Annotated in this window: 32 protein-coding genes and 1 riboswitch; of the genes, 23 read left to right on the top strand and 9 right to left on the bottom strand. The window is 55.9% G+C overall.

Annotated features, from left to right (window positions below):
* Nucleotides 1-5: 5 nt before the first annotated feature.
* On the top strand, nucleotides 6-206 hold the full coding sequence (locus A3L10_RS01905; RefSeq protein WP_088866149.1) for a TIGR04140 family protein: 201 nt from the start codon (nucleotides 6-8) through the stop codon (nucleotides 204-206).
* Here the strand turns inward: A3L10_RS01905 and A3L10_RS01900 are convergent.
* On the bottom strand, nucleotides 203-1,249 hold the full coding sequence (locus tag A3L10_RS01900) for a radical SAM protein (RefSeq protein WP_088866148.1): 1,047 nt from the start codon (nucleotides 1,247-1,249) through the stop codon (nucleotides 203-205). The two genes, A3L10_RS01905 and A3L10_RS01900, sit on opposite strands and share 4 nt — an antisense overlap.
* A gap of 44 nt (nucleotides 1,250-1,293) precedes the next feature.
* Nucleotides 1,294-1,983, bottom strand: coding sequence for a zinc metalloprotease (locus A3L10_RS01895; RefSeq protein WP_088180489.1), 690 nt, complete (start codon nucleotides 1,981-1,983; stop codon nucleotides 1,294-1,296).
* A 93-nt stretch (nucleotides 1,984-2,076) separates the two neighbouring features.
* A riboswitch (Fluoride riboswitch) is annotated at nucleotides 2,077-2,151 on the top strand.
* 24 nt (nucleotides 2,152-2,175) lie between these two features.
* Here A3L10_RS01895 and A3L10_RS01890 point away from each other — a divergent pair.
* The 3 genes from A3L10_RS01890 to A3L10_RS01880 are packed head-to-tail and all read left to right on the top strand — an operon-like array spanning nucleotide 2,176 to nucleotide 3,782.
* Complete coding sequence (locus A3L10_RS01890; RefSeq protein ID WP_088866147.1) at nucleotides 2,176-3,042, top strand: prenyltransferase/squalene oxidase repeat-containing protein; 867 nt, start codon at nucleotides 2,176-2,178, stop codon at nucleotides 3,040-3,042.
* 18 nt (nucleotides 3,043-3,060) lie between these two features.
* A complete protein-coding gene (locus A3L10_RS01885; RefSeq protein WP_088866146.1) occupies nucleotides 3,061-3,363 on the top strand; it encodes a hypothetical protein in 303 nt (100 codons plus the stop codon).
* Nucleotides 3,360-3,782 carry a hypothetical protein gene (locus tag A3L10_RS01880; protein ID WP_088866145.1) on the top strand — a complete coding sequence of 141 codons (423 nt, stop codon included), beginning with the start codon at nucleotides 3,360-3,362 and terminating at the stop codon, nucleotides 3,780-3,782. The genes A3L10_RS01885 and A3L10_RS01880 overlap by 4 nt, the downstream gene beginning before the upstream one ends.
* Here the strand turns inward: A3L10_RS01880 and A3L10_RS01875 are convergent.
* The gene (locus tag A3L10_RS01875) at nucleotides 3,779-5,059 is read right to left on the bottom strand and encodes a cation:proton antiporter (RefSeq protein ID WP_088866144.1); all 1,281 of its coding nucleotides are present in this window, start codon (nucleotides 5,057-5,059) and stop codon (nucleotides 3,779-3,781) included. The genes A3L10_RS01880 and A3L10_RS01875 overlap by 4 nt on opposite strands.
* Before the next feature lie 154 nt (nucleotides 5,060-5,213).
* Here A3L10_RS01875 and crcB point away from each other — a divergent pair, with 154 nt between their 5' ends.
* From crcB to A3L10_RS01820, 11 genes are all read left to right on the top strand, one after another.
* On the top strand, nucleotides 5,214-5,585 hold the full coding sequence (gene crcB, locus A3L10_RS01870; protein WP_088866143.1) for a fluoride efflux transporter CrcB: 372 nt from the start codon (nucleotides 5,214-5,216) through the stop codon (nucleotides 5,583-5,585).
* A gap of 4 nt (nucleotides 5,586-5,589) precedes the next feature.
* Complete coding sequence (locus tag A3L10_RS01865; RefSeq protein WP_088866142.1) at nucleotides 5,590-5,970, top strand: DUF190 domain-containing protein; 381 nt, start codon at nucleotides 5,590-5,592, stop codon at nucleotides 5,968-5,970.
* Between the two features lie 54 nt (nucleotides 5,971-6,024).
* Nucleotides 6,025-7,242 (top strand): bifunctional phosphopantothenoylcysteine decarboxylase/phosphopantothenate--cysteine ligase CoaBC, encoded by a 1,218-nt coding sequence (gene coaBC / locus A3L10_RS01860; RefSeq protein WP_088866141.1) that lies wholly within the window; start codon nucleotides 6,025-6,027, stop codon nucleotides 7,240-7,242.
* Nucleotides 7,243-7,299: 57 nt separating this feature from the next.
* Nucleotides 7,300-8,112, top strand: coding sequence for a mechanosensitive ion channel family protein (locus A3L10_RS01855; RefSeq protein WP_088866140.1), 813 nt, complete (start codon nucleotides 7,300-7,302; stop codon nucleotides 8,110-8,112).
* A 93-nt stretch (nucleotides 8,113-8,205) separates the two neighbouring features.
* A complete protein-coding gene (locus tag A3L10_RS01850) occupies nucleotides 8,206-8,928 on the top strand; it encodes a MinD/ParA family ATP-binding protein (RefSeq protein ID WP_088866139.1) in 723 nt (240 codons plus the stop codon).
* Nucleotides 8,929-8,979: 51 nt separating this feature from the next.
* Complete coding sequence (locus A3L10_RS01845; RefSeq protein ID WP_088866138.1) at nucleotides 8,980-9,660, top strand: aspartate/glutamate racemase family protein; 681 nt, start codon at nucleotides 8,980-8,982, stop codon at nucleotides 9,658-9,660.
* 39 nt (nucleotides 9,661-9,699) lie between these two features.
* A complete protein-coding gene (locus A3L10_RS01840; RefSeq protein ID WP_014011770.1) occupies nucleotides 9,700-9,993 on the top strand; it encodes a MazG nucleotide pyrophosphohydrolase domain-containing protein in 294 nt (97 codons plus the stop codon).
* Nucleotides 9,994-10,169: 176 nt separating this feature from the next.
* A complete protein-coding gene (locus tag A3L10_RS01835; RefSeq protein ID WP_088866137.1) occupies nucleotides 10,170-11,591 on the top strand; it encodes a TldD/PmbA family protein in 1,422 nt (473 codons plus the stop codon).
* A 10-nt stretch (nucleotides 11,592-11,601) separates the two neighbouring features.
* Nucleotides 11,602-12,924, top strand: coding sequence for a TldD/PmbA family protein (locus A3L10_RS01830; protein ID WP_088866136.1), 1,323 nt, complete (start codon nucleotides 11,602-11,604; stop codon nucleotides 12,922-12,924).
* A 121-nt stretch (nucleotides 12,925-13,045) separates the two neighbouring features.
* On the top strand, nucleotides 13,046-14,122 hold the full coding sequence (locus tag A3L10_RS01825; RefSeq protein ID WP_088866135.1) for a DUF835 domain-containing protein: 1,077 nt from the start codon (nucleotides 13,046-13,048) through the stop codon (nucleotides 14,120-14,122).
* 156 nt (nucleotides 14,123-14,278) lie between these two features.
* Nucleotides 14,279-15,559 carry an MFS transporter gene (locus A3L10_RS01820; RefSeq protein ID WP_088866134.1) on the top strand — a complete coding sequence of 427 codons (1,281 nt, stop codon included), beginning with the start codon at nucleotides 14,279-14,281 and terminating at the stop codon, nucleotides 15,557-15,559.
* 11 nt (nucleotides 15,560-15,570) lie between these two features.
* Here the strand turns inward: A3L10_RS01820 and A3L10_RS01815 are convergent, their stop codons facing one another.
* Genes A3L10_RS01815 through cobB form a run of 6 tightly spaced genes read right to left on the bottom strand, consistent with a single transcriptional unit; the run spans nucleotide 15,571 to nucleotide 19,111 of the window.
* The gene (locus A3L10_RS01815) at nucleotides 15,571-16,032 is read right to left on the bottom strand and encodes a COG2426 family protein (protein ID WP_088866133.1); all 462 of its coding nucleotides are present in this window, start codon (nucleotides 16,030-16,032) and stop codon (nucleotides 15,571-15,573) included.
* Nucleotides 16,029-16,595: a phosphatase PAP2 family protein gene (locus A3L10_RS01810; protein WP_088866132.1), complete on the bottom strand. Its 567-nt coding sequence runs from the start codon at nucleotides 16,593-16,595 to the stop codon at nucleotides 16,029-16,031. The genes A3L10_RS01815 and A3L10_RS01810 overlap by 4 nt, the downstream gene beginning before the upstream one ends.
* Nucleotides 16,596-16,643: 48 nt before the next feature.
* Nucleotides 16,644-17,192 (bottom strand): ASCH domain-containing protein, encoded by a 549-nt coding sequence (locus A3L10_RS01805; RefSeq protein WP_088867521.1) that lies wholly within the window; start codon nucleotides 17,190-17,192, stop codon nucleotides 16,644-16,646.
* Nucleotides 17,182-17,913 carry a TIGR02253 family HAD-type hydrolase gene (locus tag A3L10_RS01800; protein ID WP_088866131.1) on the bottom strand — a complete coding sequence of 244 codons (732 nt, stop codon included), beginning with the start codon at nucleotides 17,911-17,913 and terminating at the stop codon, nucleotides 17,182-17,184. Before A3L10_RS01800 ends, A3L10_RS01805 begins: the two co-directional genes overlap by 11 nt.
* A gap of 35 nt (nucleotides 17,914-17,948) precedes the next feature.
* Complete coding sequence (locus tag A3L10_RS01795; RefSeq protein WP_088866130.1) at nucleotides 17,949-18,359, bottom strand: DUF3783 domain-containing protein; 411 nt, start codon at nucleotides 18,357-18,359, stop codon at nucleotides 17,949-17,951.
* Nucleotides 18,356-19,111, bottom strand: a complete 756-nt coding sequence (gene cobB, locus A3L10_RS01790; RefSeq protein ID WP_088866129.1) for an NAD-dependent protein deacetylase — start codon at nucleotides 19,109-19,111, stop codon at nucleotides 18,356-18,358. The genes A3L10_RS01795 and cobB overlap by 4 nt, the downstream gene beginning before the upstream one ends.
* A gap of 152 nt (nucleotides 19,112-19,263) precedes the next feature.
* Here cobB and A3L10_RS01785 point away from each other — a divergent pair, with 152 nt between their 5' ends.
* The 8 genes from A3L10_RS01785 to A3L10_RS01755 all read left to right on the top strand — a co-directional run bounded on the left by A3L10_RS01785 (nucleotide 19,264) and on the right by A3L10_RS01755 (nucleotide 24,644).
* On the top strand, nucleotides 19,264-20,460 hold the full coding sequence (locus A3L10_RS01785) for an aromatic amino acid transport family protein (protein WP_088866128.1): 1,197 nt from the start codon (nucleotides 19,264-19,266) through the stop codon (nucleotides 20,458-20,460).
* A gap of 70 nt (nucleotides 20,461-20,530) precedes the next feature.
* A complete protein-coding gene (gene glyA / locus A3L10_RS01780) occupies nucleotides 20,531-21,820 on the top strand; it encodes a serine hydroxymethyltransferase (protein WP_088866127.1) in 1,290 nt (429 codons plus the stop codon).
* An 82-nt stretch (nucleotides 21,821-21,902) separates the two neighbouring features.
* Nucleotides 21,903-22,415: an immunoglobulin-like domain-containing protein gene (locus A3L10_RS01775; RefSeq protein WP_088866126.1), complete on the top strand. Its 513-nt coding sequence runs from the start codon at nucleotides 21,903-21,905 to the stop codon at nucleotides 22,413-22,415.
* 13 nt (nucleotides 22,416-22,428) lie between these two features.
* Nucleotides 22,429-22,905, top strand: coding sequence for an immunoglobulin-like domain-containing protein (locus tag A3L10_RS01770; RefSeq protein WP_088866125.1), 477 nt, complete (start codon nucleotides 22,429-22,431; stop codon nucleotides 22,903-22,905).
* Entirely contained in the window at nucleotides 22,902-23,336 is a 435-nt protein-coding gene (locus A3L10_RS01765) for an immunoglobulin-like domain-containing protein (protein ID WP_088866124.1), read from the top strand. The genes A3L10_RS01770 and A3L10_RS01765 overlap by 4 nt, the downstream gene beginning before the upstream one ends.
* A 62-nt stretch (nucleotides 23,337-23,398) precedes the next feature.
* Nucleotides 23,399-23,731 (top strand): transcription factor S, encoded by a 333-nt coding sequence (locus A3L10_RS01760; protein WP_088866123.1) that lies wholly within the window; start codon nucleotides 23,399-23,401, stop codon nucleotides 23,729-23,731.
* Nucleotides 23,728-23,892 carry a hypothetical protein gene (locus tag A3L10_RS10330; protein ID WP_167892235.1) on the top strand — a complete coding sequence of 55 codons (165 nt, stop codon included), beginning with the start codon at nucleotides 23,728-23,730 and terminating at the stop codon, nucleotides 23,890-23,892. The genes A3L10_RS01760 and A3L10_RS10330 overlap by 4 nt, the downstream gene beginning before the upstream one ends.
* A gap of 2 nt (nucleotides 23,893-23,894) precedes the next feature.
* Nucleotides 23,895-24,644, top strand: coding sequence for a DNA polymerase sliding clamp (locus A3L10_RS01755; protein WP_088866122.1), 750 nt, complete (start codon nucleotides 23,895-23,897; stop codon nucleotides 24,642-24,644).
* The last annotated feature ends 17 nt before the right edge of the window (nucleotides 24,645-24,661 follow it).

Genomic DNA, 24,661 nt, shown 5'->3' with positions numbered 1-24,661 from the left:
CCACCATGAGACTGCAGATAACGACCGCGATACCACCTCACGAGCTGGAGGAGATACTCAAAAAATCCGGGGCGGGGGTTTCCATCACGGTAAAAGACGCAGAGCCATTCCACGGTATGCCCCGATGGAACGTGACCGTTGAGGGAACCGAGGACGAAGTGGAGCGCTTCATGGAGACTCTCAGACTCGCTAGGGCAGGGGGTTAGCCCACTAGGGCGTTTCTGAAGCCGAACTTCTCAACCATCTCGGCGGCTTTCTGCATTTCATCCGCGTTAAGCCCCCTGTTGATCTCAGGATGCTCATCCGCCCTGTATTCCGGCCGGTACTGAAACATCACATTGAGGCGCACGTCACGCCCGAGGTTCTTGGATATCCACTCGAGCACAGGTCTCGTGCAGCATTCGAGGTGTCCCGGAACGACCAGATGCCGTATGAGGAACTCCGCCCCAAGGTGCTTCCTAGCGAGGAGGAAATTCCTCGTCACGATCTCCCAGTACCTCGGAACCCTCGAGTACTTCCTGGCGCAGACGTTGTTTCCCCACTTAAAATCTGCGAGATAAACGTCAACCACGCCATCGAGGAGTCTCATGGCCTCCTCGCTCATGTACATGTTGGAGTTCCAGACGATGGGAATCGGAACGGTCACGTGCCTCAGGGTTTCCAGAATGAATGGCAGGTTGGGCGTCGGCTCGCCGCCGACGAAGTTAACGTTCCTGGCGCCCCGTTTGAACGCCTCCCCAATTTTCAGTGCCATGAACTCGGGAACGTGTTCCACCCCAACGCGATACTGGCTGATGTCCCAGTTCTGGCAGAAAACGCACCGGAAGTTGCAGCCGGAGAAGAAGACGGTGTAAGACGGCACCAGCTCGGGTTCCTCCCCATAGTGGAGGAAGTCGCTCGCAACGAGACTCTCTCGAACGCGGCAGTATCCGATGCTCTTCCTCCTGTCAACGCGACACTTTATCTCGCAGAGGGTGCACGATTCCAGAATCCTGTTGGCGATGAGCGCCTTGAGGTCGAGAAGGCTCTTCCCCGGGGCCTCGGTGAGGTCGTTGTCCCTCAGTCTGTCCATACCATCGGCGTGCTCGTTCCAGAGCTCGTCGAGAGGGACATCCTCGCTAAAGCTCACCGCAACCTTTCTTGCATTGAAAAATACCGGCTCGGCCTCCCCATCGAGGATCGAGAAGTAGCGGGGTAGGGCCCTCCTCGCGCCCTCGGGTCCGTACCTGTAAAATCTCCTGCGCCACATCACGATGCTGTACGTTCAAACCCCTAAAACGTTTGCCTCATCGCTCAATCCCTGAGGTTGAGGTCGGACCATTCAACGGCCCTCTTGAGGCTGATGAAGCAGGAATCGCAGTAGCCGAGCATCCTGGAGTCCCATTCCTCCATGCTCGATGGCGAGTTCATGACGCAGTTGTTGGTGCAGTGGTCGAGGCCAAAGCTGTGGCCGACCTCGTGGAGAACCCCCTTGAGGAGGCGGTTCTTGAAGAGCTCAAGCTTGGACCTCAGAAGCTCTCTATCTCCATTCTCTCCGGGCTTCTTCAGGAGTTCTGAGAGCTCAGGGGGTTCAAATGGCCTCATCGAGAGCACCATAATCCTGAGGCCGATCCGCGTTTCGTGTATCCCAAGAAACTTTTCGAAGAAATCGAAGTAGGGATTGCGAGAGACTAGCGGGAAGGTCGTCAGGGCGAATATCTTGTTCATCTTGATGTCTGGCCGCTCCTCTATCTCGTTGAGAAGCTTGGCGTGGAGGACGTCGACCAGAGCCTCGAGGGGATAAACCCTGACCTTGCCTTCGGGGGTGTTCAGGCTTATCAGGTACCCGGGCTCAAGCTTAAGCTTCCCGATGTACAGAAACCGCAGGGGGATATCGCTCTCCTCGAAGAAATGATTGGCCTCGTCAAATACGTTGAACACGACCTCCCTTATGACCTCCTCCTTCACGAAGTTCCCGACGTATGTGAAGGCTATGAATTCCATGATTTCATCACAAATGAAAGGCCGTTTTATGCTTATTAAATTTTTAGGTTATTAGGTAATTGCACCACAAACGTTTTTAAACGCCGTTCAGATGGTCTTTCGGGCGATGGCGTCCGCCCGGGCTTCGAGCCGAACCGCCCGTCGAGGGCTGATGACGCCTGTTCTCCGTCAAAACCTTAAGGAGGCGGTAGAATGGGCTCGAAGCTTTATGAAATTGGACGATTCATTAACGCTGATTCGCTCATCAGGTACATCGAGGAGAGACGCCACGAGGACGGTGGCTACTGCTTCGTCAGCGTCCTCAACGATACCAACGTCAACGATACTTACTACGCGGTCAAGATTCACGACCTCCTCGGGCTCGAGATTCCGGAGAGGGAAAAGACCATCGAATTCCTGGAGAAGGCAGTACAGCCCCAGACGGCGGTGGTGGCGATAGCGATGGTCCTCGAGGGCCTTGCCCTGCTTGAGGCCAGGGACCTTGCGAGGGAGAAAAGCGACATCGTTTTCACCAAGTACAATCCGCTGGAGGACAAATTCGCCGTCGGCCTAGGTGGGAGCGAGGAGTTTGGAACGGCGACGCCACTGGAGGCAACCTACTGGGTGGTCAAGGCGTTCAAAGCCATAGGCTATGAGTTCAGCACCGACGAAAAGGAATCTATAAGGGCCTTCGTTATGAAGTTCAGAAACGGCAACGGTTACGGCGTCAAGAGCCCCACGACGACGATGACCTACCAAGCACTCTACACGCTCCGCACCCTGGGCTACAGGCCACCAAGGAGTCCGCACTTCGAGAACTGCGAGCTCTGCGGCGACTGGGGCGGCTTCACCGAGGTTCCCTACAGCCTACCCCCGTACCTTGAGCCGACCTTCTACGCGGCCAGGGGGCTGGAACTTCAGGGCGAGGCCCCAAGCTGCCCAAGGCGGCACGTCTGGTTCATACGCCAGCTACAGAATCCCAACGGCGGCTTCAGACGCTCTCTGGAGCTGGGCATCTCGAACTTCCAGAACACGTACAGGGCCCTGGCAGTGCTGGATTTCATGGAGCGGTTCCTCTGAAGTTCGGAGGGGCTTCCCGTGGAGATAGAGGTCACGAACGACGAACTGGCCAGGATAAGGAAGAACAAACGCGAGATAACGGAGAGATTTCGGGATTTGGAGGGGCTTGAGAGGACTTTGAGGGTTCTAAAGCTGCGTTTCCTCATCGAGCAGAGGGAGAGGGTCGAGAAGAGGTTCATCGAGATGAAGGCGAGTTATATAGAACTAACCGAATTCGAGGAGACTGCAAAGCGCGACAAGGAGTTCCTGATGGCGTTTCGAAAAGAGCTCAGCGAGGAAAACAAGAAGCTTAGGGCGGAGCTGGAGGCCAGGAGGAGATGAAGCTTACCGTGAGACCAAAGAGGGGCTGGCGGAGGGTAACATTCAAGATTCCGGACGAAACTATGGAGAGAATTAGGGAGCTCTGCGAACGCTACGACTTCCGGGTGGAGGAGGCAATCAGGATAATCTTTCTTCACGGCTACCTCGACGACGACCCAGAAGCCAACGAGGAAACGTTCGAAAGACTCAAGGAAGAGATATCCCGGCTTGAAAAGGAACTCTACGAGCTGGAGGGCAAGTGGTCTCCCCTGAAGTTCCGCTCCTACTACATCGCCATGGACAACCAGAACCTCGCCATACAGCTTTCGGCAATGATAGCCGAGAACAAGAGGCTCCGAGAGCGGCTGGGACTTCCGAAGAGGGACTACGGTGAAGTTGAGGAGAAGATACACTACTACCTGAACTTCGGGACAGACTAATCCAGGAGCCTCTCCCTGAGAAGCGAAACCCACGCCGACTCCAGCAGCATCGAGAGCAGAACCGTCATAAGCCCGGCGCTCAGTATCAGCTCTCCCCACGCGATCATCTCGGGACTGTTGTAGGCCCTGCCAAGGACGACAGGCAGTATCGCCATGCTCGCGGCAACGGCACCCTTCGGCCCCTCAAGGGAGATGAAGAGGAACCGCTTGAAGCCAGTGAAGGGCAGGACAACGAGGGAGGCCAGCGGTCTGGCGACGAATATCACGAACAGCGCCACCATGAGCGATGTGGCTATCGTCCCCCACTGCAGGTCCGTGAGATCAAGGCTCGCGCCGAGGAGCACGAAGATGAATATAACCGAGAAGGTCGAGAGGACGTCGTTGAACTCCATGTTTCTCTCCACGGCATCGTCCACCTTACTGCTTTTCCTCTTGAAGAAATCGCGGTGGTTTCCGAGGATGAGGCCGATTATTGTAACGACGAGGAATCCCGAGGCACCGACGAACTCTCCAACAACGTAGCCCCCGAAGGCCATCGCCAGGCCGAGTATCTGTGTGTAAGGGCTTCTGTAGAGGCCGAGCCGCACTATGGCCTGGTATGCTATGTAGGCTATAACTGCCCCAATGATGGCAGAGACGAATATCTGGTAGAGGAAGTAGACGATAGCTGCAACGTAGAGGCCGGCACCCTCCAAGACCGGTTCGACCGGGGCGTAGCCGGGAATCTCCGGGATTATGAGGAACAGGGCCACCATCGTGAGAATTATCGCGAGGGGACCGTTGAATATGGCTTCGGTGATGATTACCGTCTCGACGTCCTCCGGGACCTTGTGCTCCTGAAAGAGCGGTATCAGCGTCGCGGGGTCGGTGCCAGAAACCACCGCCCCGAAGAGGAAGCCAACAGGGAAGGGAACGCCGAAGGCCCACGAGAAGAACCAGCCGGCTAAGATGGCAGTTCCCAGAAGGCCAATCGTGTCGAGCAGAGTTATGACGAGCTTGTGCTCCTTGAGAACAGCGAGTCTGAGGCTGAACCCCGCCGCGAAGAGAACCAAGAAGAGTCCAAAGGCGCGGACGTAGTAGAAGAGCATCCTGGCGGTCTGGGGAAGTATCAGGGTCAGAACAGGGCCCACGAGAACACCGAGGAGAACGAGGAGAGGTGTGTATGGAAACTTCGTCTTCCGGCTGATGAGCATCGCCAGTATGCCCGAGAGGAGAACCATCAGCGAGGCGAGGGCGATTGTCTCTATTCCAAACTCAAAGCTCGGGATGCCAGGCATAGTAGCCACATCACATAGGGCGGCGGGGAATTATTTAAGGGTATTGTCACCATCCAGGGGAATCCTCCGATGAGAAGCCTCCCAAAATCTTAAGTAGGGATCTCGGGATGCATGCTGGGAGAAGGCAGAAGGCCGCGAATCCAGGGGTGGGAAGATGAACTTCAGAATAATGACCGCAATAATGCTCGGCGGCGCCCTCGGTGCGCTTGCGAGGTTCTACATCTCGGGAATACTGCCGGTTTACAGGGACTTTCCGGTTGGAACGCTCCTCGTGAACAGCATAGCCAGCTTGATCCTCGGCTACCTCTACGGCCTGCTCTTCTGGGGCATCGGGGTCTCAACCGAGTGGAGGCTCTTCTTCGGAACGGGCTTCTGCGGGGCGTTGAGCACGTTCTCAACGTTCTCCTACGAGACTTTTTCGCTCCTGCGCGAGAGGGAGTACCTCGTGGCTATCCTGAACGTCTCGGCAAACGTTATAATCACACTAGGCCTAGTATTCCTCGGGTTCGTCCTTGCAAGGAGGTGATTTTGTGGTTGAGGTGGAACACTGGAACACGCTTCGCCTTCGCATCTACATAGGCGAGAACGACCGCTTTGATGGAAAGCCCCTCTACAAGGCGATAGTGGAGAGACTCCGCGAGATGGGCATCGCCGGGGCAACGGTGTACCGCGGCATCTACGGCTTTGGGAAGAAGAGCCGCGTTCACTCCGCCGACGTTATGAGGCTCTCAACGGACCTACCCATCGTGATAGAGGTCGTGGACAGGGGCTTTAAGATAGAAAAAGCGATATGCGAAATCAAGCCCATGATACAGGACGGGATGATAACCGTGGAGCCGACCATAGTCGTATGGGTGGGCACCAAGGAAGAGGTTAGCAAGTTCGAAGACGACGCCGTGAGGGAACTCTGAGTCCCTCCTAAGTATTATATATGAGTTAGTGCAACCCCTTCTGGAGGTGTCATCATGCTTCACCACGTTAAGCTTATTCACGCCACCAAGAGCCGGAAGCTTCTAGGGAAGAAAATCGTTCTTGCAATCCCCGGCAGCATAGCGGCGGTTGAGTGTGTAAAACTTGCCAGGGAGCTTATTCGACACGGCGCGGAAGTCCACGCCGTCATGAGCGAGAATGCTCAAAAGATCATCCATCCCTACGCGATGGAGTTCGCCACCGGAAATCCGGTCGTGACGGAAATCACCGGCTTCATAGAGCACGTCGAGTTAGCTGGAGAGCACGAGAACAAGGCCGACCTGATCCTCGTCTGCCCGGCAACTGCAAACACGATAGGGAAAATCGCCTGCGGTATAGACGACACACCCGTTACAACCGTTGTGACGACGGCCTTCGCCCACACACCGATAATGATTGCCCCTGCGATGCACTCCACCATGTACGAGCATCCGATAGTCGTCGAGAACATCGAGAAACTCAAGAGGCTCGGCGTCGAGTTCATAGGCCCAAGATTCGAGGAGGGCAAGGCGAAGGTCGCCTCGATAGACGAGATAGTCTACCGCGTCATTAAAAAGCTCCATCCAAAGACCCTCGAAGGAAAGCGCGTTCTCGTAACGGCCGGTGCCACGAGGGAGTACATCGACCCGATAAGGTACATAACCAACGCGAGCAGCGGCAGGATGGGGATCGCCATAGCGGAGGAGGCGGAATTCAGGGGAGCGGAGGTCACGCTCATCAGGACGAGGGGGAGCGTTCCCAGCTTCGTAGAGAACCAGGTTGAGGTCGAAACCGTTGAAGAAATGCTCCGGGCGATAGAGAACGAGTTAAAGGCCAAGAAATATGACATTGTCATCCTCGCCGCCGCGGTGAGCGACTTCCGCGTTAAGGAGAAGGCCAGCGTAAAGATAAAGAGCGGAAAGGCCTTAACGCTTGAGCTTGAGCCAACGCCGAAGATAATAGACAGGGTTAAGGAACTTCAGCCCGATACCTTCCTCGTCGGTTTCAAAGCCGAAACCGGCCTCAGCGAGGAGGAGCTCATCGAAGCGGCGAGAAAGCAGATCAAAAGGGCAGGGAGCGATCTCGTCGTGGCAAACACGCTAAAGGCCTTCGGTAGTGAGGAGAACGAGGTTCTGCTAGTGACGGAGAAGTCGGTACGAAAGATTCCGAGGATGAGTAAAAGAGAACTCGCCGAAAGGCTCTGGGACGAAATAACTTCGATTCTCGGTCGATGAAGGGAAAACTTTTTTACCTTCTTAACCAATTCTTCTAAAACCATTCGAGGTGATAGTATGGTAGCCTTCGATGAGCCCCTGCCCTACATAGGGGCTACGCCGTTCCAGCTAGTATCGGCACTGATAATCCTGATAGTGGGCTACATTGTGGCAAAGATTCTGGTCGCGCTCTTCAAGAAGAGTATGAGGAAGACGAAGCTCCCCCCTCTGGTCGTTGAGTTCCTGGGGAGGTTTCTGGCGGTACTGCTCTACGTCGTCATCATAATAGTGGCGTTGGGGGCAGTCGGTATCTCCGTGTCCCCGCTCATCCTCGGCCTATCGGCCGTCATAGGCTTGATCTTGGGCTTTGGTCTGCAGGATACGCTCACCAACCTCGCCGCGGGCGTCTGGATCACCGCCCTTAGGCCCATAGACCTAGGGGAGGTCGTTGAGGTCTCGGGTCAGACAGGAAGCGTCAGCGGCATCGGACTTATGAGCACCGAGCTCAAAACCCCCGACAACAAGGTAATCACGATACCCAACAAGCTCGTGTGGGGAAGCATAATCGTGAACTACACCCGCATGCCAACGAGAAGGGTTAATGTTGACATAGGCGTCGCCTACGGCACGGACCTCGACAGGGCCATAAAGCTTGCCATGGATCTGATCCAGAGCCATCCAAAGGTTTTGAGCGACCCAGAGCCGGCCGTTGCTATAACGGCACTCGCGGATTCCTCCATCAACCTACAACTTCGCGCTTGGACCAAGACCGAGGACTACTGGGCAGTCAAGGGGGACCTGACGAAGGGCATCTACGAGCTCTACACAAAGGAGGGCATAGAGATACCGTTCCCGCAGCTCGATGTTCACGTCAGGGAGATGCCCAAGTGATGCCTCTTCCCTCTTTTTAACTTTCAAGAAAAGATTTTTGAACCTTGCCGCCCAGTTTTATTATTGTCAGAAGCCATTACAAAGTGAGCAGGGATGGTGGTCATAGGAATAACCGGCTTTGAAGGCAGCGGTAAGACCGCCCTAACTGCGAACATAGGGGCCTGCCTAGCCATGAGAGGCATCAGAACCCTTCTCGTCGACGCCGACCTGTACTTCCCCAACCTGGCGTTCCAGTTCGGGATTGCACCCAAATACACGATTCACGCCTACCTAGAGAACCCAAGGATGGACCTGGAGTGGTTAACGTATCCGTACATGGAGATAAAGAACCTGCACCTCCTCCTGGGTGACCCCAACGCCCCAATACGGCACAGACTATCCTTCAAAAACCTCACGACTCTTATCGAGTACTTCAAACCTGCATACGGCGCCGTTCTCATAGATTTTCCCTCGGGCCTTCCGATAGACGCCCATCCACTCATCCCGGAGCTCGATTATCAGGTGCTCGTCATAGACCCCAGCACCGTGCCCCTGAGGAACCTTCACGACTGGGTGGACTCGGCGATCAGGAAGTTCCTCCACCTGGGAATCGAGGACTTCTGGGTGATTCTCAACAAGCCGCTCATACCAGAAAAGAATCTGGAGGCCCTTGAAAAGTTCGTCTCCGAGGAACTGGAGGTTCCCCTTCTCGGCACGGTACCGTACGACCCGCTGATACTGGAGGGAACCTACAACGGCACACCGCTTTGCGCGTGGAATGACGAGCTGGGTGTGATAACCAAGCTTTCTTACACGTTTGAAGAAATTTTCTTCTAATGCTCCAAAAGGCTCATAAACCCTGGGATGTCCCGTTTCTTGGTGATTCTCATGAGGAAGATAGGAATAATAGGCGGAACCAGCCCTGAGGCGACGTGTTATTACTACAAGAAATACCTGGAGATAAGCCGCGAAAAGTTCGAGCCCTACGTCTTTCCCGAGCTGATAATCTACTCGATAAACTTCAAGGAGTTCATCCACAACCCGAACGGCTGGGAGGGGAGGAAGGAGATACTCATAAAGGCCGCCAAGGCCCTTGAGAATGCTGGAGCGGAGATAATATCGCTCTCGGCCAACACGCCGCACATCGTCTTCCCGGACGTTCAGGAAGCCGTGAGCGTCCCGATGGTGAGCATAATCGACGCGCTCATCGAGGAAATGAAGAGGAGAGGCGTTAGGCGGGTTCTCCTCCTTGGGACGAAGACAACCATGACCGCCGACTTCTACAAGAACGCCCTCCGCGAGGCCGGTTTCGATGTCATCACGCCGAACGAGGGGGAGATGGACGAGTTGAACAGAATCATCACCGAGGAGCTTATGTTCGAGAACTTCGCCAGCAGGGACTGGGTGATCGACCTCATCAACCGCTACATAGAGAAGGAAGGAATCGAAGGCGTCATCCTCGGTTGCACCGAGCTCCCGCTGATAGTGAAGCAGGGGGACGTTGAGGCCGAGGTCTTTGACACCGTTGAGATCCACATGAGGAAGCTCATCGAGGTAGCTAGCGAGTGATTTTTAAGCCCTTTTCTTCCCCTTTCCTCAGGTGAGAACATGGAGATACGTGAGTTTCAGGAGATGATTAGGGAGATCTACTTCCACAAGGACTCGAAGAGGGGAGTGGAGAGAACCTTTCTCTGGTTCGTAGAGGAAGTTGGCGAGCTGAGCGAGGCGATAAGGAAAAACGACCGCGAGGCCATGGAGGAGGAGTTCGCCGACGTTTTAGCGTGGCTCGCCAGCTTGGCCAACCTACTCGATATCGATATTGAGGAAGCGGCGAAGAAGAAATATCCCGGCGTCTGCCCCTACTGCGGAAAGAAGCCGTGTGAATGCGAGGAGAAGTTTTAAAACTTCTGGAGGTTCCAGTTCTCCTCTTCTTCCAATAGGGTTTAATTTTGAGCCTCTTGTCCGTTGATTTCAACTTGTCTAAAAGTTTAGGTGCCCTCTTTTCGACCGCCATCTTAACGGAAAGACTTTTATACTTCCGGACGCACTATTCTATGCAGTAAACCGAGGTGATGTGCATGCATGAACTCGTAGAGTTCGCGGTTGAGAAGGCCCTCGAACTGGGGGCAAGCTATGCCGAGGCCCGCTTTGAGGAGAAGAACGGCACTTCTCTGGCTATGAAGAACGGCAATCCCGAAGGCCTTGAGATACTCGCCGACAGGGGAATGGGGATAAGGGTTCTGGTCGATGGAGGAATGGGCTTCGCAAGCACCAACGTCCTCACGAAGGAGAGCGTGAGCGAGGCCGTCAAGAAGGCCGTCAAACTAGCCAGAGCGGCCTCCAAGGTGAGAAACGAGCCCATAAGGTTCAGCGATGAGGACTTCCACGAGGTTTATTACGAGGTCAAGATGCGCAAGGACTTCAGGGACGTCTCCCCGGAGGAGAAGATGGAGCTCCTCAGGAAGGTCGAGGAGGAGGTAAATGCAACCGGGGTAAACGTGCCCATGCGCTACCTCGGCTACTCCGATCAGGTGTGGCACAAGATAATATCCAACAGCGACGGGGCCTTCATCGAGAGCGTCATACCGAGGGTCTCGGTGATGTACAACCTCGTCGTTTTTGAGAACGGCCAGATGGAGCAGGCTCCCTTCGTCCAGAGGGCGTTCTCCGGCGGATTGGAGCTCATCGAAAAGGACGAGCCGTGGAATTGGGCGGTTAAGGACGTCCAGGCCCTCAAGAAGCTGATTTATGAAGGTCAGAAGGCTCCCGAAGGCAAGGTTGACTTGGTCATAAGCCCTGAGGTGGCAGGCATAGCCGTTCACGAGAGCGTCGGGCACCCCTACGAGTCGGACAGGATTTTCGGCAGGGAAGCGGCGCAGGCCGGAGAGAGCTTCGTCAAGCCAGACATGCTCGGCGAGAGAATCGGAAGTGAAGCCGTCACCGTCATAGAGGACCCGACCCTGCCGAACAGCTGGGGCTTCTACCTCTACGACGACGAGGGCGTCAAAGCGAGGCCGCGCTACCTTATCAAGGACGGAATAATCACCGAGTTCCTCACCAACAGGGAGTATGCCTATAAGCTCGGCCAGCGCTCCAACGCGGCCGCGAGGGCGATAAACTACAACCGCGAACCGATAGTCAGGATGGCCAACACCTACCTAGCACCCGGGGATTACTCATTCGAGGAGCTGATTGAGGACATCAAGCTCGGTGTTTACATGGTCTCGTTCAACGAGTGGAACATCGACGACAGGCGCTATCAGCAGAGATACATCGGCAGGGAGGCCTACCTCATCGAGAACGGTGAGATAAAGCACCCAGTCAAGAGGCCTATCCTTGAGATAACCACCAGAGCGTTGTGGAGCAGCGTCGATGCCGTTGGAACGGATGTCGAGATGTTCCCTGGAACCTGCGGGAAGGGCGAACCTGGACAGGGCGTCCCCGTCTGGATGGGCGGAGCCCACGCGAGGCTCAGGGATATACCGCTGAGGAGGCCGTGAGGTGGTGGAGATGTTCGACGTTAACGAGTTCATCCTGAAGAAGGCCAAGGAGCTTGGATTTGGCGACGTCGTCGTTCTGGGCTACGAGATGGACAGGCGCCAGGTTCGCTTCGCCAACAACGAGATAACCGTCGCCAAGAACTGGCACGAGAGGAAGGTGGAGCTGTTCGTCGAGCTTGAGAAACGCGTTGCCGGAACGAGCATCACCGAGCTGAGCGAGGAGAACATCGAGAGGACTCTGAAAACCCTCCTGAGCAACATGAAGGGCATGGCGCCGAAGGAGGACTACTACGGAATCGCTGAAGGCCCGTTCCAGTACAGGGATATTCCGGAAACCTTCGATAAAGCCATAGTCGAACTCGACGAGCCGAACGAGTACGTGGAAAGGGCCATCAACGCCGCCCTTGAAGAGGGAGCTAAGAGGGTAGCAGGTGTTCTCTACACCGACCACAATAGGCTTTACCTGACCACGAGCAACGGCGTTGAGGCCTTTGACGAGGGCAGTGGGATAGAGATAAGCGTTAGGGCCTTCATCGGAGACCTTGAGAGCGGCCACGGAACGAACTCCGTGAGGGTTCTCAAGAAGTTCGACCCCGAAAGCGCCGGAAGGAAGGCCGGTGAGATAGCTAAGATGGCGCAGAACCCTGAGCAGGGGCCAGAGGGGAAGTTCGACGTAATCTTCGACCCGTTAGCGTTTGCGAACCTGCTGAGCTACATGAGCTTCATGACCTCGGCTTACGCGGCAGAGGCGGGCTTCTCCTTCCTGGTGAACAAGCTCGGCCAGAAGGTTGCCAACGAAATCGTCACGATAAAGGACGTCGGCAACATGCCCAACGGCTACGGAACGAGGAAGTTCGACGACGAAGGGGTGCCCACGAGGGAAACAACGATAATCGAGAATGGAACCTTCAAGACGTTCCTGCTCAACACGAGCATGGCGAAGAAATATGGAACCGAGACAACGGCCAACGCGGGCCTCATAATGCCCCACGCGTGGAACATCGTCCTCGAACCGGGCGACTACTCCAGGGAGGAGCTGTTCAGCGAGGTCAAGAGGGGAATCTACATCACCAACGTCTGGTACACCCGCTTCCAGAACTACGTTGCAGGGGACTTCTCGACCATCCCGAGGGACGGAATATTCCTCGTCGAGAACGGCGAGCTGAGGCAGATAAGGAACATCCGCGTCAGCGACAACTTCCAGAGGATCCTCGAGGGAATCAAGGCGCTCGGAAAGGAGAGCTACCACATCCACTGGTGGGAGGTCAGCACGCCGGTTTCAACGCCCTACGTTCTCGTGGAGGACGTTGGAATAACGAGGGCGACGAAGTAGCCCCTTCTCTTATCTTTTCAATAATTTTTCAAATTCTATCGAAGTGTCCTGTGGAACAACGTTAAATGAACTAAAGTTTTAATAGTTATTGCACAGAATTCTAAAGCGATGGGTGAGGTGCGTGTTGGAAATCCTGAATGTAATTATGAGGTTCTCCACGTGGGGATTCGCCCTCTACAGGTGGACACGAAAATGCGAGGAATTCCTTCTCTTTCTGAGTCTGGCACTGTGGATAGATTCCCTCGCAGCCCTCACCCAAAAGCCGATACTTGAAGACCTCGGAGTTCATCCAGAGCCGAAGGTCCTGACGCCCCTTCTCGCCCTGTTCGCAGTGATTGAAGGGATACTCCTACTGGCCACGTCCCTTTACCTTCATGGACGCCTCAAGACAATGAGAGGTCAGCTTTTAATCATCCTCACGGCAGTTGGGGGCTCGGCGTACGTTCTGCTCGCAACACTCTTCAACACGTCCCTTCTGCTCCTCATGGCGTTCCCTCTGCCTTTCTTAGGGCTGTCCCTCATGGTTACAGGATACACCCTTATCAAAAGGGAAGTGGGAGTAAAAAGTACCGCCACACTCTTCCCCATTGGTGCATTTCTCCTTGGAGTCATTAACCTTACCTACCCCGTGACCATAACAACCGAACTTGCCTCGTATCTCTACGGTGCAGGGGCAGTGTTTAGGGTCATGATGTTCGTAGGGATGGCAAAATATGCACTTTTCCAGATCACACACCCCAAAGCCCCGAGTGTGGACATACCTCACGGCGCGTTTTACGTGGAGGAGAAAAGGAATCTCGAGGTGATTCTCCAGAAGATGAACTCCGCAGGAAACGGTATCCTCATAACAAGGAGCCTTCCTGACAGGAAAGTGCCTGCATTTCCAGTCTTCTGGATTACTACACTCTCCCCAACTTCGTCTTGGAAAGACGTCTTAACGATACGGCCGACTGACATAGGGATTCTTGTAGATCTGGTGAAAAAGCATCTTGAGAAGGGGCACTCCATCGTTGTTCTCGATTGCTTTGAATACCTTGCCTTGGAAAACGGCTTCGAAAAAGCCTTCAAATTCCTACTCTCACTGAAAGACCACGTTATTAAGTTTGGGGGCACCCTCATAGTGGCCACGGATCCCTCCGCGTACTCAGAAAAGCAGTGGAAAATCATGAAGAGGGAACTGAATAAGTTGGAATTCTAACGTCAACCCCCACAAGCCATTAGGGGCACCTCCGCAATATCTCAATCCGTGAACCTTGAATTTGGAACGGAACAAAGAGAGCGGGCCGAATCAAGCCGCGCAATACGTGAAAAACACTTAAAACTTCTTCATGCAAATGAAATCGGGTGGTGAAAGGTGGAGGCCATCGAAAACTCCCGGTTGAATAAGTTCCACTACACGCTTTTAGCCATCCTTGGAACCGTATGGGCGTTCATAGCCGTGAACACCATCTCGGCCGGATTCGTCATAGCCCTGCTCAAGAACGACCCGGCCTTCCAGGGGAGCCTGACAAAGCTCGGCTCTCTCGGCTCGGCGGCGCTCTTCGGTATGCTCTTCGGCGCGTGGCTCTTTGGCTATCTAGCCGACAGGATTGGACGGAAGAAAACACTCACCCTCGCGGTTGCCACCTTTTCCATCGGTTCGATAGTCAGCTCCTTCGCCGGAAATCTCGACACCCTCATAGCCCTGCGCTTCATCGTCGGCCTCGGCCTCGGCGGCTCATTGCCCGTCGCAAGCTCCTACTTCGCCGAGTTCATGCCCCGCTCGATAAGGGGTGCGATGATTTCAATCCTCGAGAGCTTCTGGGCGATAGGAACGATAATCATAGGAGTGGTCGCTATCCTCGTGAAGGCCGACTGGAGGAGCATACTGCTCTTCGGCGGCGCGATAATACTCATCCTCCCGCTACTCCTCACGCTCCCCGAATCACCCCGCTACCTGCTCATCAGGGGGCGCGTTAAGGAGGCCGAGGAGACCATAAGGAGGGCCCTCGGAGTAAGTGTTAAGCTTGAGATTCCAAAGGAGACGAAGAAAGCCTCTGTCATGGACCTCTGGAGAAAGTACGGAAGGGTTACACTTATGCTCACGATAGCCTGGTTCAGCATAGCCTTTGCCTACTACGGCTTCTTCATCTGGCTTCCGAAGTTCCTCTCGGCAACGCTGGGAATCACCGTCTTCAGGAGCTTCCAGTACTTCATCATCACCGCCATAGCCCAGCTGCCCGGCTACTGGAGCGCCGCCTATCTGCTTGAGAGAATCGGTCGAAAGAAGACCCTCTCCTACTACCTCCTGCTTTCTGGAATAGCCGGAGTCGGCTTCTACTTCGCGGCCAGCTCGGGGAACGAGGCGGCGATCATCGCGAGTGCGATAGCCTTCAGCTTCTTCAACCTCGGTGCCTGGGGAGCGATATATGCCTACACGCCGGAGCTCTACCCGACGGCCGTCAGGGGCACGGGGACCGGCTGGGCCGGAGCCATGGCGAGGATAGGTGGGGGAATCGCACCGATCCTGGCCGGCAGGATAATGGAGCTGAGCGGGGGCGCCTTGGCGGTACTTGTGATTGCGGTGGTGGCGATAATCGGTGCGCTGGACGTCCTGGCGCTGGGAGAAGAAACGATGGGGAAAAGCCTTACCTGAGCTTCTCCTTTTTATCCAAACAGCCCCAGAGCCGGCAGCAGCGTTATCGCCATGCTCAAAAGCCCGCCGAGGATTAAAGCCGGGACCGTCTGCCTCTTCTCGATGGCGAGCAGGTATGCCGCCAGAGCTCCGGTCCAGACGCCCGTCCCGGGGAGCGGTATCGCCACGAATATCGTCAGCCCGATGAAGCCCCACTTCTCCACGTAGGGGTGGGCCTTCTTCCTCACGCGCTCGACGTAGTAGAGGTAGAGGTGGGCCACCTTTCTCAAAAAGGTCCCCTCAAGCCAGAGCATCAGCCTGTCTATGTAGGGAAGGGCCGCCGGAAGAACCAGCGAGAGGAGCAGGACACCAAGGGAAGCGGCCAAAAGCGTCTCCCACAGGGGGTAGCCCATGCCGATGCCATAAACTATCGCATAGCGCCCCTCAAAGGTTGGAATCAGCGAGAGGAGGAACACCTCAAGGAAGCCGTTCATTCAAACTTCCCTCCGAGGAGTGATTTGAGCAGTAAGTAGAGCCAGGGGGCAAAGAAAAGGCTGAAGAGCACGTCGCCGAACCAGTGAACGTGGAGGAGGAGCCTCGTGAGGGCTATTCCAACGGCGTACGCCCAGAAGGCTGGGGCATACTTTTCCCACCTGTCCGCGCCGTAGGCCGCTATCACCGCAGCACGGAAGGTGTGGCCCGAGGGGAAGGCGTAGGTTCCGTAGCCCGGCCTCGGCCTAGGTTCTGCAAAGATGAGCTTGAGTGCCCCAACGGCAGCGAGACCAATCGCGACGGCGAGAATGAAAAGCAGCGTGTTCCGGGAGACCCTACCCTTCTCCCTCCAGTCGGCTATTACGGCAAATGCCCCAAACAGCGCGAGAAATATGTCGCCACCAAGCCGCGTGAGAAGGTTCATCAGGGGTGTATCCACGAGGGGAAGCTGCGAATTAACCCACTCGTTTATTCCGTAGATTAAACCTGTAGCCTGGAGAATCAGAACGATGAAAACTCCGGCCGTGAGCGCGGTGAATTTGGCGTCGAACTTAACCTCATCCATGGCGTTTAAAGAAAGACGAAGCCGTAAAAAAGCTTTTCTCTCCCGGACTCAGATTACCCCCGCCGCGTAGAGGGCGTGGTAGGTCTTGAGGAGAGCTCCCTGAACCTTCTTCGGCCCGAAGGTTCTCACGGCCCTTCCGAGCCCCTCGTTGTAGATGCGCCGCATTATAAAGTCCGTCTCGCGGTTGAGGTTCAGTTTTTCCTGGTTCTCGAGGTAGAGGCGCGCTATCTCCGTCGGCTCGCGGTAATTCAGGCCTTTAAGCCACTTGAGCGGAATCCCGTCGTCGAATCTCTTGAGAACCTCGAAGCCGATTATCGTGACCTCGTCATCACCGTAGAGCTCGCCGTAGATTTTATTCAGCTCTCTGAGAAGCTCTCTGACGTCGGAGAAGCCGTCGAGTTTTGCATCCTGGTTGGTAAGCGCCCTTACCTTCTTCTTCTCAACGCGGGTTATCCTGACCTTCGCTATGGCCGTGTCACTCGGCGTTATGACGAGGTAAACCTCGCTCCCCGGCTTGGCCTCGTAGTCGCCGTAGCGTATCGTGGTGACCTTGTCGCCCCTGAGAATCCTTGACTTGTATGAGGAGTCAATCAGCATGAACTTCCTTATCTGGACGCTCTTCCCTCTCCTCAAGGTTCAACCCCCTGACTATATCCAGAATCTCCTCCAGAGAGCCCACAGTGAAGTCAGCGTACTCGAGGTACTCGAGCTCCCTGTTGGCGTACTTGCCGTATTTGAACCAGGCGGTCTTCATGCCAACCTGCTTGGCACCGTAGATGTCGGAGTACAGCCTGTCGCCCACCATCAGCGCCTCTCCAGGCTCGACCCCCATCTTGCGCAGTGCTTTTTCGAATATCTTCGGGTGGGGCTTCTTGACGCCGAGGTAGTCGGAGATGAAGACGCCGTCGAAGTAGTCGTCCAGTTCAAGGCGGATTATCTTCTCCCACTGCTTTATCGGGTCGCCGTCGGTGATTATGCCGAGCTTATAGCCCGACTTCTTCAGCTCAAGCAGGAGCCGCCTGGCACCGCGGACGCTCTTCAGGTAGGCGAACTTCGTGTTGTGGTACGCTATGACGCCGGCGGCTATCCATTTGGGGTTGCTGGGCAGGTCGAGGCGCCTGAGCAGGTAGTCGAAGTGCCTGCCGAAGTTGCTCCCGTACTCGTTTATCAGCTCAAGGAGCTCGTGGTAGGCGGTATCAAAGTCAACGGGGAGACCGTGCCGTATCATGTTCTCTATCGCGTTCTTTCTCGCCATCTCCGCCAGCCTGCTCGTGTCCACGAGCGTGTCGTCCAGGTCAAAGAACACGACCTTTATCATCCCTTCACCCACCGCAGTCTACTCGTTCAAGATATTTAACCCTTCCCGATGTCGAGGAAAGGGCCCTTCCTCTTTTCCGCCTCCTCACGAGCCCAGCGCGCGGCCTTGAAGTACTCGTCCTCGGCCATCAGCTCGTTGAGCAGGTCCTCAAGCTTCCAGGTCAGCGAGGTCTCGGTGGTCGTGGCGAAGATAACCCTGCCCAGGTTGAGGGATTTGACGGAGCGGATTACCTCCTTCAGCGTCTCGTTGCCAACGTCGTGCATTATCACGAACTTCCTGAGGTGCCAGTAGCTCGAGCCGCTCAGCCCCTCCGCCTTATCAACCACCTCGCTCACGACCCAGTCCCTGCAGTACCCGGGAACCTCAAAAACCGGAACCGAAAGTACCTCCCGCAGTCTCTCGACTTCATCGGGCAGGAATCCCACCAGCAGAACCTTTCTGCTCATCCTATCAGCCCCTTAACCCTAGTCATCAGCTTCCCCATGGCCTCTCCTGCAGGACAGCGCAGGAAAACGTCGGCTATGGGTGTTATCCCGCTCTCCTCCGGGTTGATTTCAATAACCTTTCCGCCAGTTTCCTTGACTATCTGCGGAACGTACGCGGCCGGATAGACGACGCCGCTGGTACCTATGACCAGAACGAGGTCGGCCCTCTCGGCGAGCCTGAAGGCCTCGTCGAGGGCGCTCCTCGGAAGGGGTTCCCCAAACCACACGACGTCCGGCCGCAGGAGGGAGCCGCAGTCCGGACACTTGGGGAGGTCCTTCTCCCGGAGAAACTCCTCCAGCCTTCCGCTCTCCTTGAGGTACTCACCGTAACCGCACGAGGTGCACCTGACCCTGAAGATGTTGCCGTGAAGCTCGACGAGGTTCCTCGTTCCAGCCTCCCGGTGGAGGTCGTCAACGTTCTGGGTGATGACGGCCTTCAAGATACCCATCTCCTCAAGCTCTGCCAGCGCGTAATGCGCCCTGTTTGGCCTAGCCTTCCATATCAGGTCCATGCGCCACTTGTAGAACTCCCAGACGAGGCGGGGGTCCCTCCGGAAGGCTTCGGGCGTCGCAAGCTCCTCGGGTCGGTGCTTCTTCCACAGCCCGTTAAATCCTCTGAACGTAGGAACGCCGCTCTCGGCGCTTATTCCAGCACCCGTAAAAGCAATCGCAAACCTTGACCGGGCCAGCAGTTTGGCTGCCTCCTCTATCATGTTCCAACCTACTCGGGTATCCTTAAAAATTCTCCCCACCGTTTAGGGCCCTCCCGCCGCCGTCCGAATAATCTTTGAAATACCCTTCATGTTTCCGTGCGAGGGTTTAAATTGTATCCATGAACACATCCGCGGAAACAGGGGGTGAGAGAATGCCAGTGACCGATGGAACACCGAGGAGAAAGGTCACCACTTCACACGGGCGTTATTACGCCGAGAGGGTGGCACTCGCGAGGAGGAAGAAGCTCAGAAGGAAAGCCGCGCTGATTCAGCTCATGAGGAAGCGAAAGGGCGTCGCGGCGATAAGGACGAGCATGATACGGGTTGAAAAGGCCCACATCTCGAAGAACGAGGCGCTGGCAATACTGGTGGGAACCCAGATCGGCGCCGGAGTACTGGGCCTGCCGTACGCGGCTAGCAAAGTTGGCCTGGTTCCGGCAATGGCGGTTCTCTTCGGGGTCATGCTCCTCATGCTCACGACGGCGTTCATAGTGCTGAAGTTCTCCGCGGAGATGGGCGGGGCGCAGATGAGCACCATCGCCAACAGGACCCTCGGAAAGGCCGGCGGCTGGCTGATGTACCTGAGCATATTCATAATGAGCTTTGGGGCGCTTCTAGCGTACATAGCCGGAATGGGAAGCGTCTTCGCGAGCCTCTTCGGCGTCAGCGATACAGTGGGGGCGGCGATATTCTGGGTACTGGCTTCCTTCGTCGTCTACCGTGGGCTTGAGGCGAGCGGAAAGACCGAACTGATAATGAGCTACGTCATGCTGGCCCTCTTCATCGGTGTCACCCTGATGCTCGTTCCCCACGCGAAACTCAGCAACGGCCTCTACACGGAGCTGGGCGGAATACTGAGCATAACCGGCGTCGCCATCTTCGCTCTCGGCTGCCACACCATAATCCCCGACGTCTACAAGGGGCTTGGAAGCTACGAGGAGACCAAGAAGGTCATCGTGCTTGCCTTCCTCATCCCGACGGTCATCTACGCGGTCTTCATGGCGGCGTTCCTGCTCGTCTTCGGAAGGGGAACGCCTGAGATAGCCACGCAGGGGCTCGAACTGCTCTACGGCCACCTCGGCAGAATCGTCGGCAACCTCATCCCGCTCCTGGCAATAACCACGAGCTACATAGGCATCGCGCTTGCACAGCAGAGCAACAGCGAGGAGTTCGTGAGGCTTGACAGGAAGGTCGCCTGGGCGCTCACAGTGGTTCCACCGGCGGCTCTATACTTCGCGGGCATCAGGAACTTCGCCGATGTGCTGGCGTTCGCGGGCGACACTGGAGACATGCTGGCCTTCATAGTGCTCCCAATCCTGATGTGGCTAGCGGCGAAGCTCCGCCGCTGACCCTCCGATTTTCCCCTCCTTCGGTAAGGTTTATATTCCCCGCGTTCAAATCCCCATCGAGGTGTTTCCCATGGCTGATGGATACAAAGACTATCGCGACAGGGTTCTGAATTTTGTTGAGGAGCACGAAAAGTGGAGGAGCCACACCATAAACCTCATCGCAAGTGAGAACATAACTTCCCCAAGTGTCACCCGCGCCGTTGCGAGCGGGTTCATGCATAAGTACGCCGAGGGCTGGCCGAGGCAGCGCTACTACCAGGGCTGCAAGTACGTTGACGAGGTTGAGCTCATCGGTGTCGAGCTGTTCACCAAGCTCTTCCAGAGTGATTTTGCTGACCTCAGACCGATTTCCGGAACCAACGCCAACCAGGCCGCTTTCTTCGGACTCACCAACGCTGGCGACAAGGCCATCGTTCTCCACACCAGCCACGGCGGCCACATAAGCCACATGTCCTTCGGTGCCGCCGGAATGAGGGGCCTTGACGTCCACACCTGGCCCTTCGACAACGAAGAGTTCAACATCGACGTTGACAAGGCCGCCCAGCTCATCCGCGAGCTCGAGCCCAAGATAGTCGTCTTCGGCGGCTCGCTCTTCCCGTTCCCGCACCCGGTCAAGGAGCTCGCCCCGGTCGCCAAGGAAGTTGGCGCCTACGTAATGTACGATGCAGCACACGTTCTCGGCCTCATCGCCGGAAAGCAGTTCCAGGACCCGCTCCGCGAGGGGGCAGACATAATCACCTCCTCGACCCACAAGACCTTCCCCGGACCCCAGGGTGGTGTCATAATCTACAAGAGGTTCGGAGAGACCGAGGAGATAGCCAGGCTCCAGTGGGCCATCTTCCCGGGTGTTCTGAGCAACCACCACCTCCACCACATGGCAGGAAAGGTGGTCACCGCCGCGGAGATGCTTGAGTACGGTGAGAAGTACGCTGCCCAGATCGTCAAGAACGCCAAGGCCCTGGCCGAGGCTATGGCCGAGGAGGGCTTCAAGGTCATCGGTGAGGACAAGGGCTACACCGAGAGCCACCAGGTCATCGTCGACGTCAGCGACCTTCATCCAGCGGCCGGCGGTTGGGCGGCTCCCCTCCTCGAGGAGGCCGGCATAATCCTCAACAAGAACCTCCTGCCCTGGGACCCGCTTGAGAAGGTCAACGAGCCGAGCGGCCTTCGCATAGGCGTCCAGGAGATGACCCGCGTTGGAATGATGGAGGACGACATGAAGGAGATCGCCCACTTCATCAGGCGCGTCCTCATAGACAAGGAGGACCCGAAGAAGGTCGAGCGCGACGTCTTCTACTTCAGGCAGAACTTCCAGAAGGTCTACTACTCCTTCGACTACGGACTCCCGCTCAGGGAGTGATTTCTTTTCTTCATTTCAACCCCTTTTGAAGCGTTGGGAAGGATTAAAAGGATTTTTGCACACTCCCAGTTAGGGGTGTGGGATGAGGAAGAGTATTCCCGTTCTGCTGCTAATCCTGCTGATCCCTGCCGGCTATTACATCACTTCATACTGGGGCGGCTCATCCAACGGCTCCTCCGACGGGAAGAACATCACTCACGCTCCTACCGGAGGCTGCCCGATAATCGAGAACTCCACACCGGAATGCCGGCCGATGAACGACTTCATGAAGCTCGACAAGACCGTCTACTCCCCAACCGACACAATGGTCATTTCGATAACCAACAACGGAAACGCCAACTTCACGACGGGCTACCATTTCAAGCTCTACAGGCTGGAGAACGGGACGTGGAAGGAGGTTCCCGTTAATCTGGCTTTCATTGAGGTTGCGGTCGTAATCGAGCCCGGGAAGAGCTGGGAGCAACGGGTGAACCTGGCCCACCTCAACCTCAAGCCGGGCCACTACAGGATAGAGAAAACCGTAGTGGTTACCGACCCGGTGAACAAGATGAGCATGGGGATTGAAGCGTGGACCGAGTTCGACGTGAGGGGCTGATGGGGGTGGGCCGGTGAATCGGACCCTGGTCGTTTTCGCCGTCTTCGTTCTCCTTCTTGGAATTCTTTATGTTGGAACACGTGAGACAGCCAAAAACACACATTCCGATGCCGGAACCGCCCTCATGAGGCTCGACAAAGGTACATATCGCGTGGGTGAGGACCTCACCCTCACGATAATCAACACCGGGAGCGAGACCTTACTCGTGGGTGCCTCGTACAGGCTCTACCGGCTCGAGGATGACAAGTGGGAGGAAATCTCTCCGGGCTTCACGTTCACGATGATCGGTTACACTATACCGCCCGGCGGCAACTGGACTCAGAGGATACCGCTGGTTATCCTCGTGAAGGGAAAGAGTGCCTTTGGAACCCTCGAGCCCATCCCTCCAGGGAAGTACCGGATAGAGAAAACCGTCATCATCGACAGAGGGCGCTGCGGGGGCAGGAGTGACGAGATAAGGCTCTCAGCCGAGTTTGAGGTGGTTGGATGAGGTGGAAGAGGAACGCCGGAATCGTCCTCCTGATACTCCTCCTCTGGAACCTGACCGGGCCGCACTTCATGATAAGCCTCGATAAGCGCACGTATTCAGCCGGGGAAGAGCCGGAACTGACGATAAGTAACGTCGGTTTAACGCCCATCTACTTCGGCCAGGGCTACCTCCTCTACCGGTGGGAGAACGGGAGCTGGGTTGGAGTAAGAACCCCGTTTATCTTTTTTGACATACTCTACGACCTGCCGCCATTCCATTCCTGGAGGCAGAGTGTTGCCCTGAAATACCTGCCGGAAAACGAATCCCCTGGAGAGCCCATTCCCTACCCCTATCCGGACCTTCCTCCAGGGAGATACAGGCTCGTAAAGAGAATCTGCGGCCTGCCCCTCGGCTGCAGGAACGCGAGCGTAGAGTTTGAGATAACCGGCTGAGCTTGGCAAAACTTTTTATTCTCCTCCCACATACCGAACCCTCGGCTAAAGGGGTGAGAAAGATGAAGTTCTGTCCAAAGTGCGGTAACCTCATGCTTCCGGACAGGAAACGGAAGGTCTGGGTCTGCCGCTCATGTGGTTACGAGGAGCCCTTCGACGAGCAGAAGGACAGGGAGAAGACAGTCATAAAGCAGAAGGTCGAACACAAGCCGGACGAGGGAATCATCGTCGTTGAGCAGGACGTCAAGACCCTGCCGACGACGAAGATCACCTGTCCGAAGTGCGGCAACGACACGGCCTACTGGTGGGAGCTCCAGACGAGGGCCGGCGATGAGCCGAGCACGATATTCTACAAGTGCACCAAGTGCGGCTATGTCTGGAGGTCGTACGAGTGAACGAACTGGAACGTGAAACCCTCAGAAAGCTCGCGGAGAAGGCCCTGAAGGAGCTTGAGGAAGCCTACAGGAGGATACCCGACACCGACAACGGAAAAGCTTATTTATTCCGCGGCAAAGAAAGGGTTAGGCTGATGCTCGATATATTAAAGGAGGGGTAAAGATGCCGTTCGAGATAGTTTTTGATGGTGCCAAGGATTTCGCCGATCTTATAGCCACCGCAAGCAACCTCATAGACGAGGCCGCCTTCAAGATAACCGAGGAAGGAATTGGGATGCGTGCTATGGACCCGAGCAGGGTCGTTCTCATCGACCTCAATCTCCCGGAGAGCATCTTCTCCAAGTACGAGGTGGAGGAAGAGGAAACCATCGGAATCAACATGGACCACTTCAAGAAGATACTCAAGCGTGGCAAGAACAAGGACACGCTCATCCTCAAGAAGGGTGACGAGAACTTCCTTGAGGTCATCTTCGAGGGCACCGCCAAGAGAACCTTCAAGCTCCCGCTCATCGAGGTGGAGGAGCTCGAGCTCGACCTTCCGGAGCTCCCGTTCACTGCCAAGGTCGTCGTCCTCGGCGAGGTCCTCAAGGAGGCCGTTAAAGATGCTTCCCTCGTCAGCGACGCCCTCAAGTTCATAGCCAGCGAGAACGAGTTCATAATGCGCGCCGAGGGCGAAACGAACGAGGTCGAGATAAAGCTCACCCTTGAGGATGAGGGACTTCTCGACCTCGAGGTTGAGGAGGACACCAAGAGCGCCTACGGAATCAGCTACCTCGCGGACATGATAAAGGGCATCGGCAAGGCCGACGAAGTGATAATCCGCTTCGGCAACGAGATGCCCCTCCAGATGGAGTACCCGATAAGGGACGAGGGCAAGCTGATATTCCTCCTCGCTCCGCGCGTCGAGGACTGATTTCTTTTTCTCTCGAT

This window comes from Thermococcus radiotolerans (assembly GCF_002214565.1).
Taxonomy (GTDB): Archaea; Methanobacteriota_B; Thermococci; order Thermococcales; family Thermococcaceae; genus Thermococcus; species Thermococcus radiotolerans.
This window is presented reverse-complemented; position numbering and strand designations above follow the sequence as displayed.

Bases quoted from the DNA above. Each gene is read 5' to 3' on its own strand.
- A3L10_RS01905 (WP_088866149.1), top strand. From the start codon at position 6: ATGAGACTGCAGATAACGACCGCGATACCACCTCACGAGCTGGAGGAG.
- A3L10_RS01900 (WP_088866148.1), bottom strand. From the start codon at position 1,249: ATGTGGCGCAGGAGATTTTACAGGTACGGACCCGAGGGCGCGAGGAGG.
- A3L10_RS01895 (WP_088180489.1), bottom strand. From the start codon at position 1,983: ATGGAATTCATAGCCTTCACATACGTCGGGAACTTCGTGAAGGAGGAG.
- A3L10_RS01890 (WP_088866147.1), top strand. From the start codon at position 2,176: ATGGGCTCGAAGCTTTATGAAATTGGACGATTCATTAACGCTGATTCG.
- A3L10_RS01880 (WP_088866145.1), top strand. From the start codon at position 3,360: ATGAAGCTTACCGTGAGACCAAAGAGGGGCTGGCGGAGGGTAACATTC.
- A3L10_RS01875 (WP_088866144.1), bottom strand. From the start codon at position 5,059: ATGCCTGGCATCCCGAGCTTTGAGTTTGGAATAGAGACAATCGCCCTC.
- crcB (WP_088866143.1), top strand. From the start codon at position 5,214: ATGAACTTCAGAATAATGACCGCAATAATGCTCGGCGGCGCCCTCGGT.
- coaBC (WP_088866141.1), top strand. From the start codon at position 6,025: ATGCTTCACCACGTTAAGCTTATTCACGCCACCAAGAGCCGGAAGCTT.
- A3L10_RS01855 (WP_088866140.1), top strand. From the start codon at position 7,300: ATGGTAGCCTTCGATGAGCCCCTGCCCTACATAGGGGCTACGCCGTTC.
- A3L10_RS01850 (WP_088866139.1), top strand. From the start codon at position 8,206: ATGGTGGTCATAGGAATAACCGGCTTTGAAGGCAGCGGTAAGACCGCC.
- A3L10_RS01845 (WP_088866138.1), top strand. From the start codon at position 8,980: ATGAGGAAGATAGGAATAATAGGCGGAACCAGCCCTGAGGCGACGTGT.
- A3L10_RS01840 (WP_014011770.1), top strand. From the start codon at position 9,700: ATGGAGATACGTGAGTTTCAGGAGATGATTAGGGAGATCTACTTCCAC.
- A3L10_RS01835 (WP_088866137.1), top strand. From the start codon at position 10,170: ATGCATGAACTCGTAGAGTTCGCGGTTGAGAAGGCCCTCGAACTGGGG.
- A3L10_RS01830 (WP_088866136.1), top strand. From the start codon at position 11,602: ATGTTCGACGTTAACGAGTTCATCCTGAAGAAGGCCAAGGAGCTTGGA.
- A3L10_RS01815 (WP_088866133.1), bottom strand. From the start codon at position 16,032: ATGAACGGCTTCCTTGAGGTGTTCCTCCTCTCGCTGATTCCAACCTTT.
- A3L10_RS01810 (WP_088866132.1), bottom strand. From the start codon at position 16,595: ATGGATGAGGTTAAGTTCGACGCCAAATTCACCGCGCTCACGGCCGGA.
- A3L10_RS01805 (WP_088867521.1), bottom strand. From the start codon at position 17,192: ATGCTGATTGACTCCTCATACAAGTCAAGGATTCTCAGGGGCGACAAG.
- A3L10_RS01800 (WP_088866131.1), bottom strand. From the start codon at position 17,913: ATGATAAAGGTCGTGTTCTTTGACCTGGACGACACGCTCGTGGACACG.
- A3L10_RS01795 (WP_088866130.1), bottom strand. From the start codon at position 18,359: ATGAGCAGAAAGGTTCTGCTGGTGGGATTCCTGCCCGATGAAGTCGAG.
- cobB (WP_088866129.1), bottom strand. From the start codon at position 19,111: ATGATAGAGGAGGCAGCCAAACTGCTGGCCCGGTCAAGGTTTGCGATT.
- A3L10_RS01785 (WP_088866128.1), top strand. From the start codon at position 19,264: ATGCCAGTGACCGATGGAACACCGAGGAGAAAGGTCACCACTTCACAC.
- glyA (WP_088866127.1), top strand. From the start codon at position 20,531: ATGGCTGATGGATACAAAGACTATCGCGACAGGGTTCTGAATTTTGTT.
- A3L10_RS01775 (WP_088866126.1), top strand. From the start codon at position 21,903: ATGAGGAAGAGTATTCCCGTTCTGCTGCTAATCCTGCTGATCCCTGCC.
- A3L10_RS01765 (WP_088866124.1), top strand. From the start codon at position 22,902: ATGAGGTGGAAGAGGAACGCCGGAATCGTCCTCCTGATACTCCTCCTC.
- A3L10_RS01760 (WP_088866123.1), top strand. From the start codon at position 23,399: ATGAAGTTCTGTCCAAAGTGCGGTAACCTCATGCTTCCGGACAGGAAA.
- A3L10_RS01755 (WP_088866122.1), top strand. From the start codon at position 23,895: ATGCCGTTCGAGATAGTTTTTGATGGTGCCAAGGATTTCGCCGATCTT.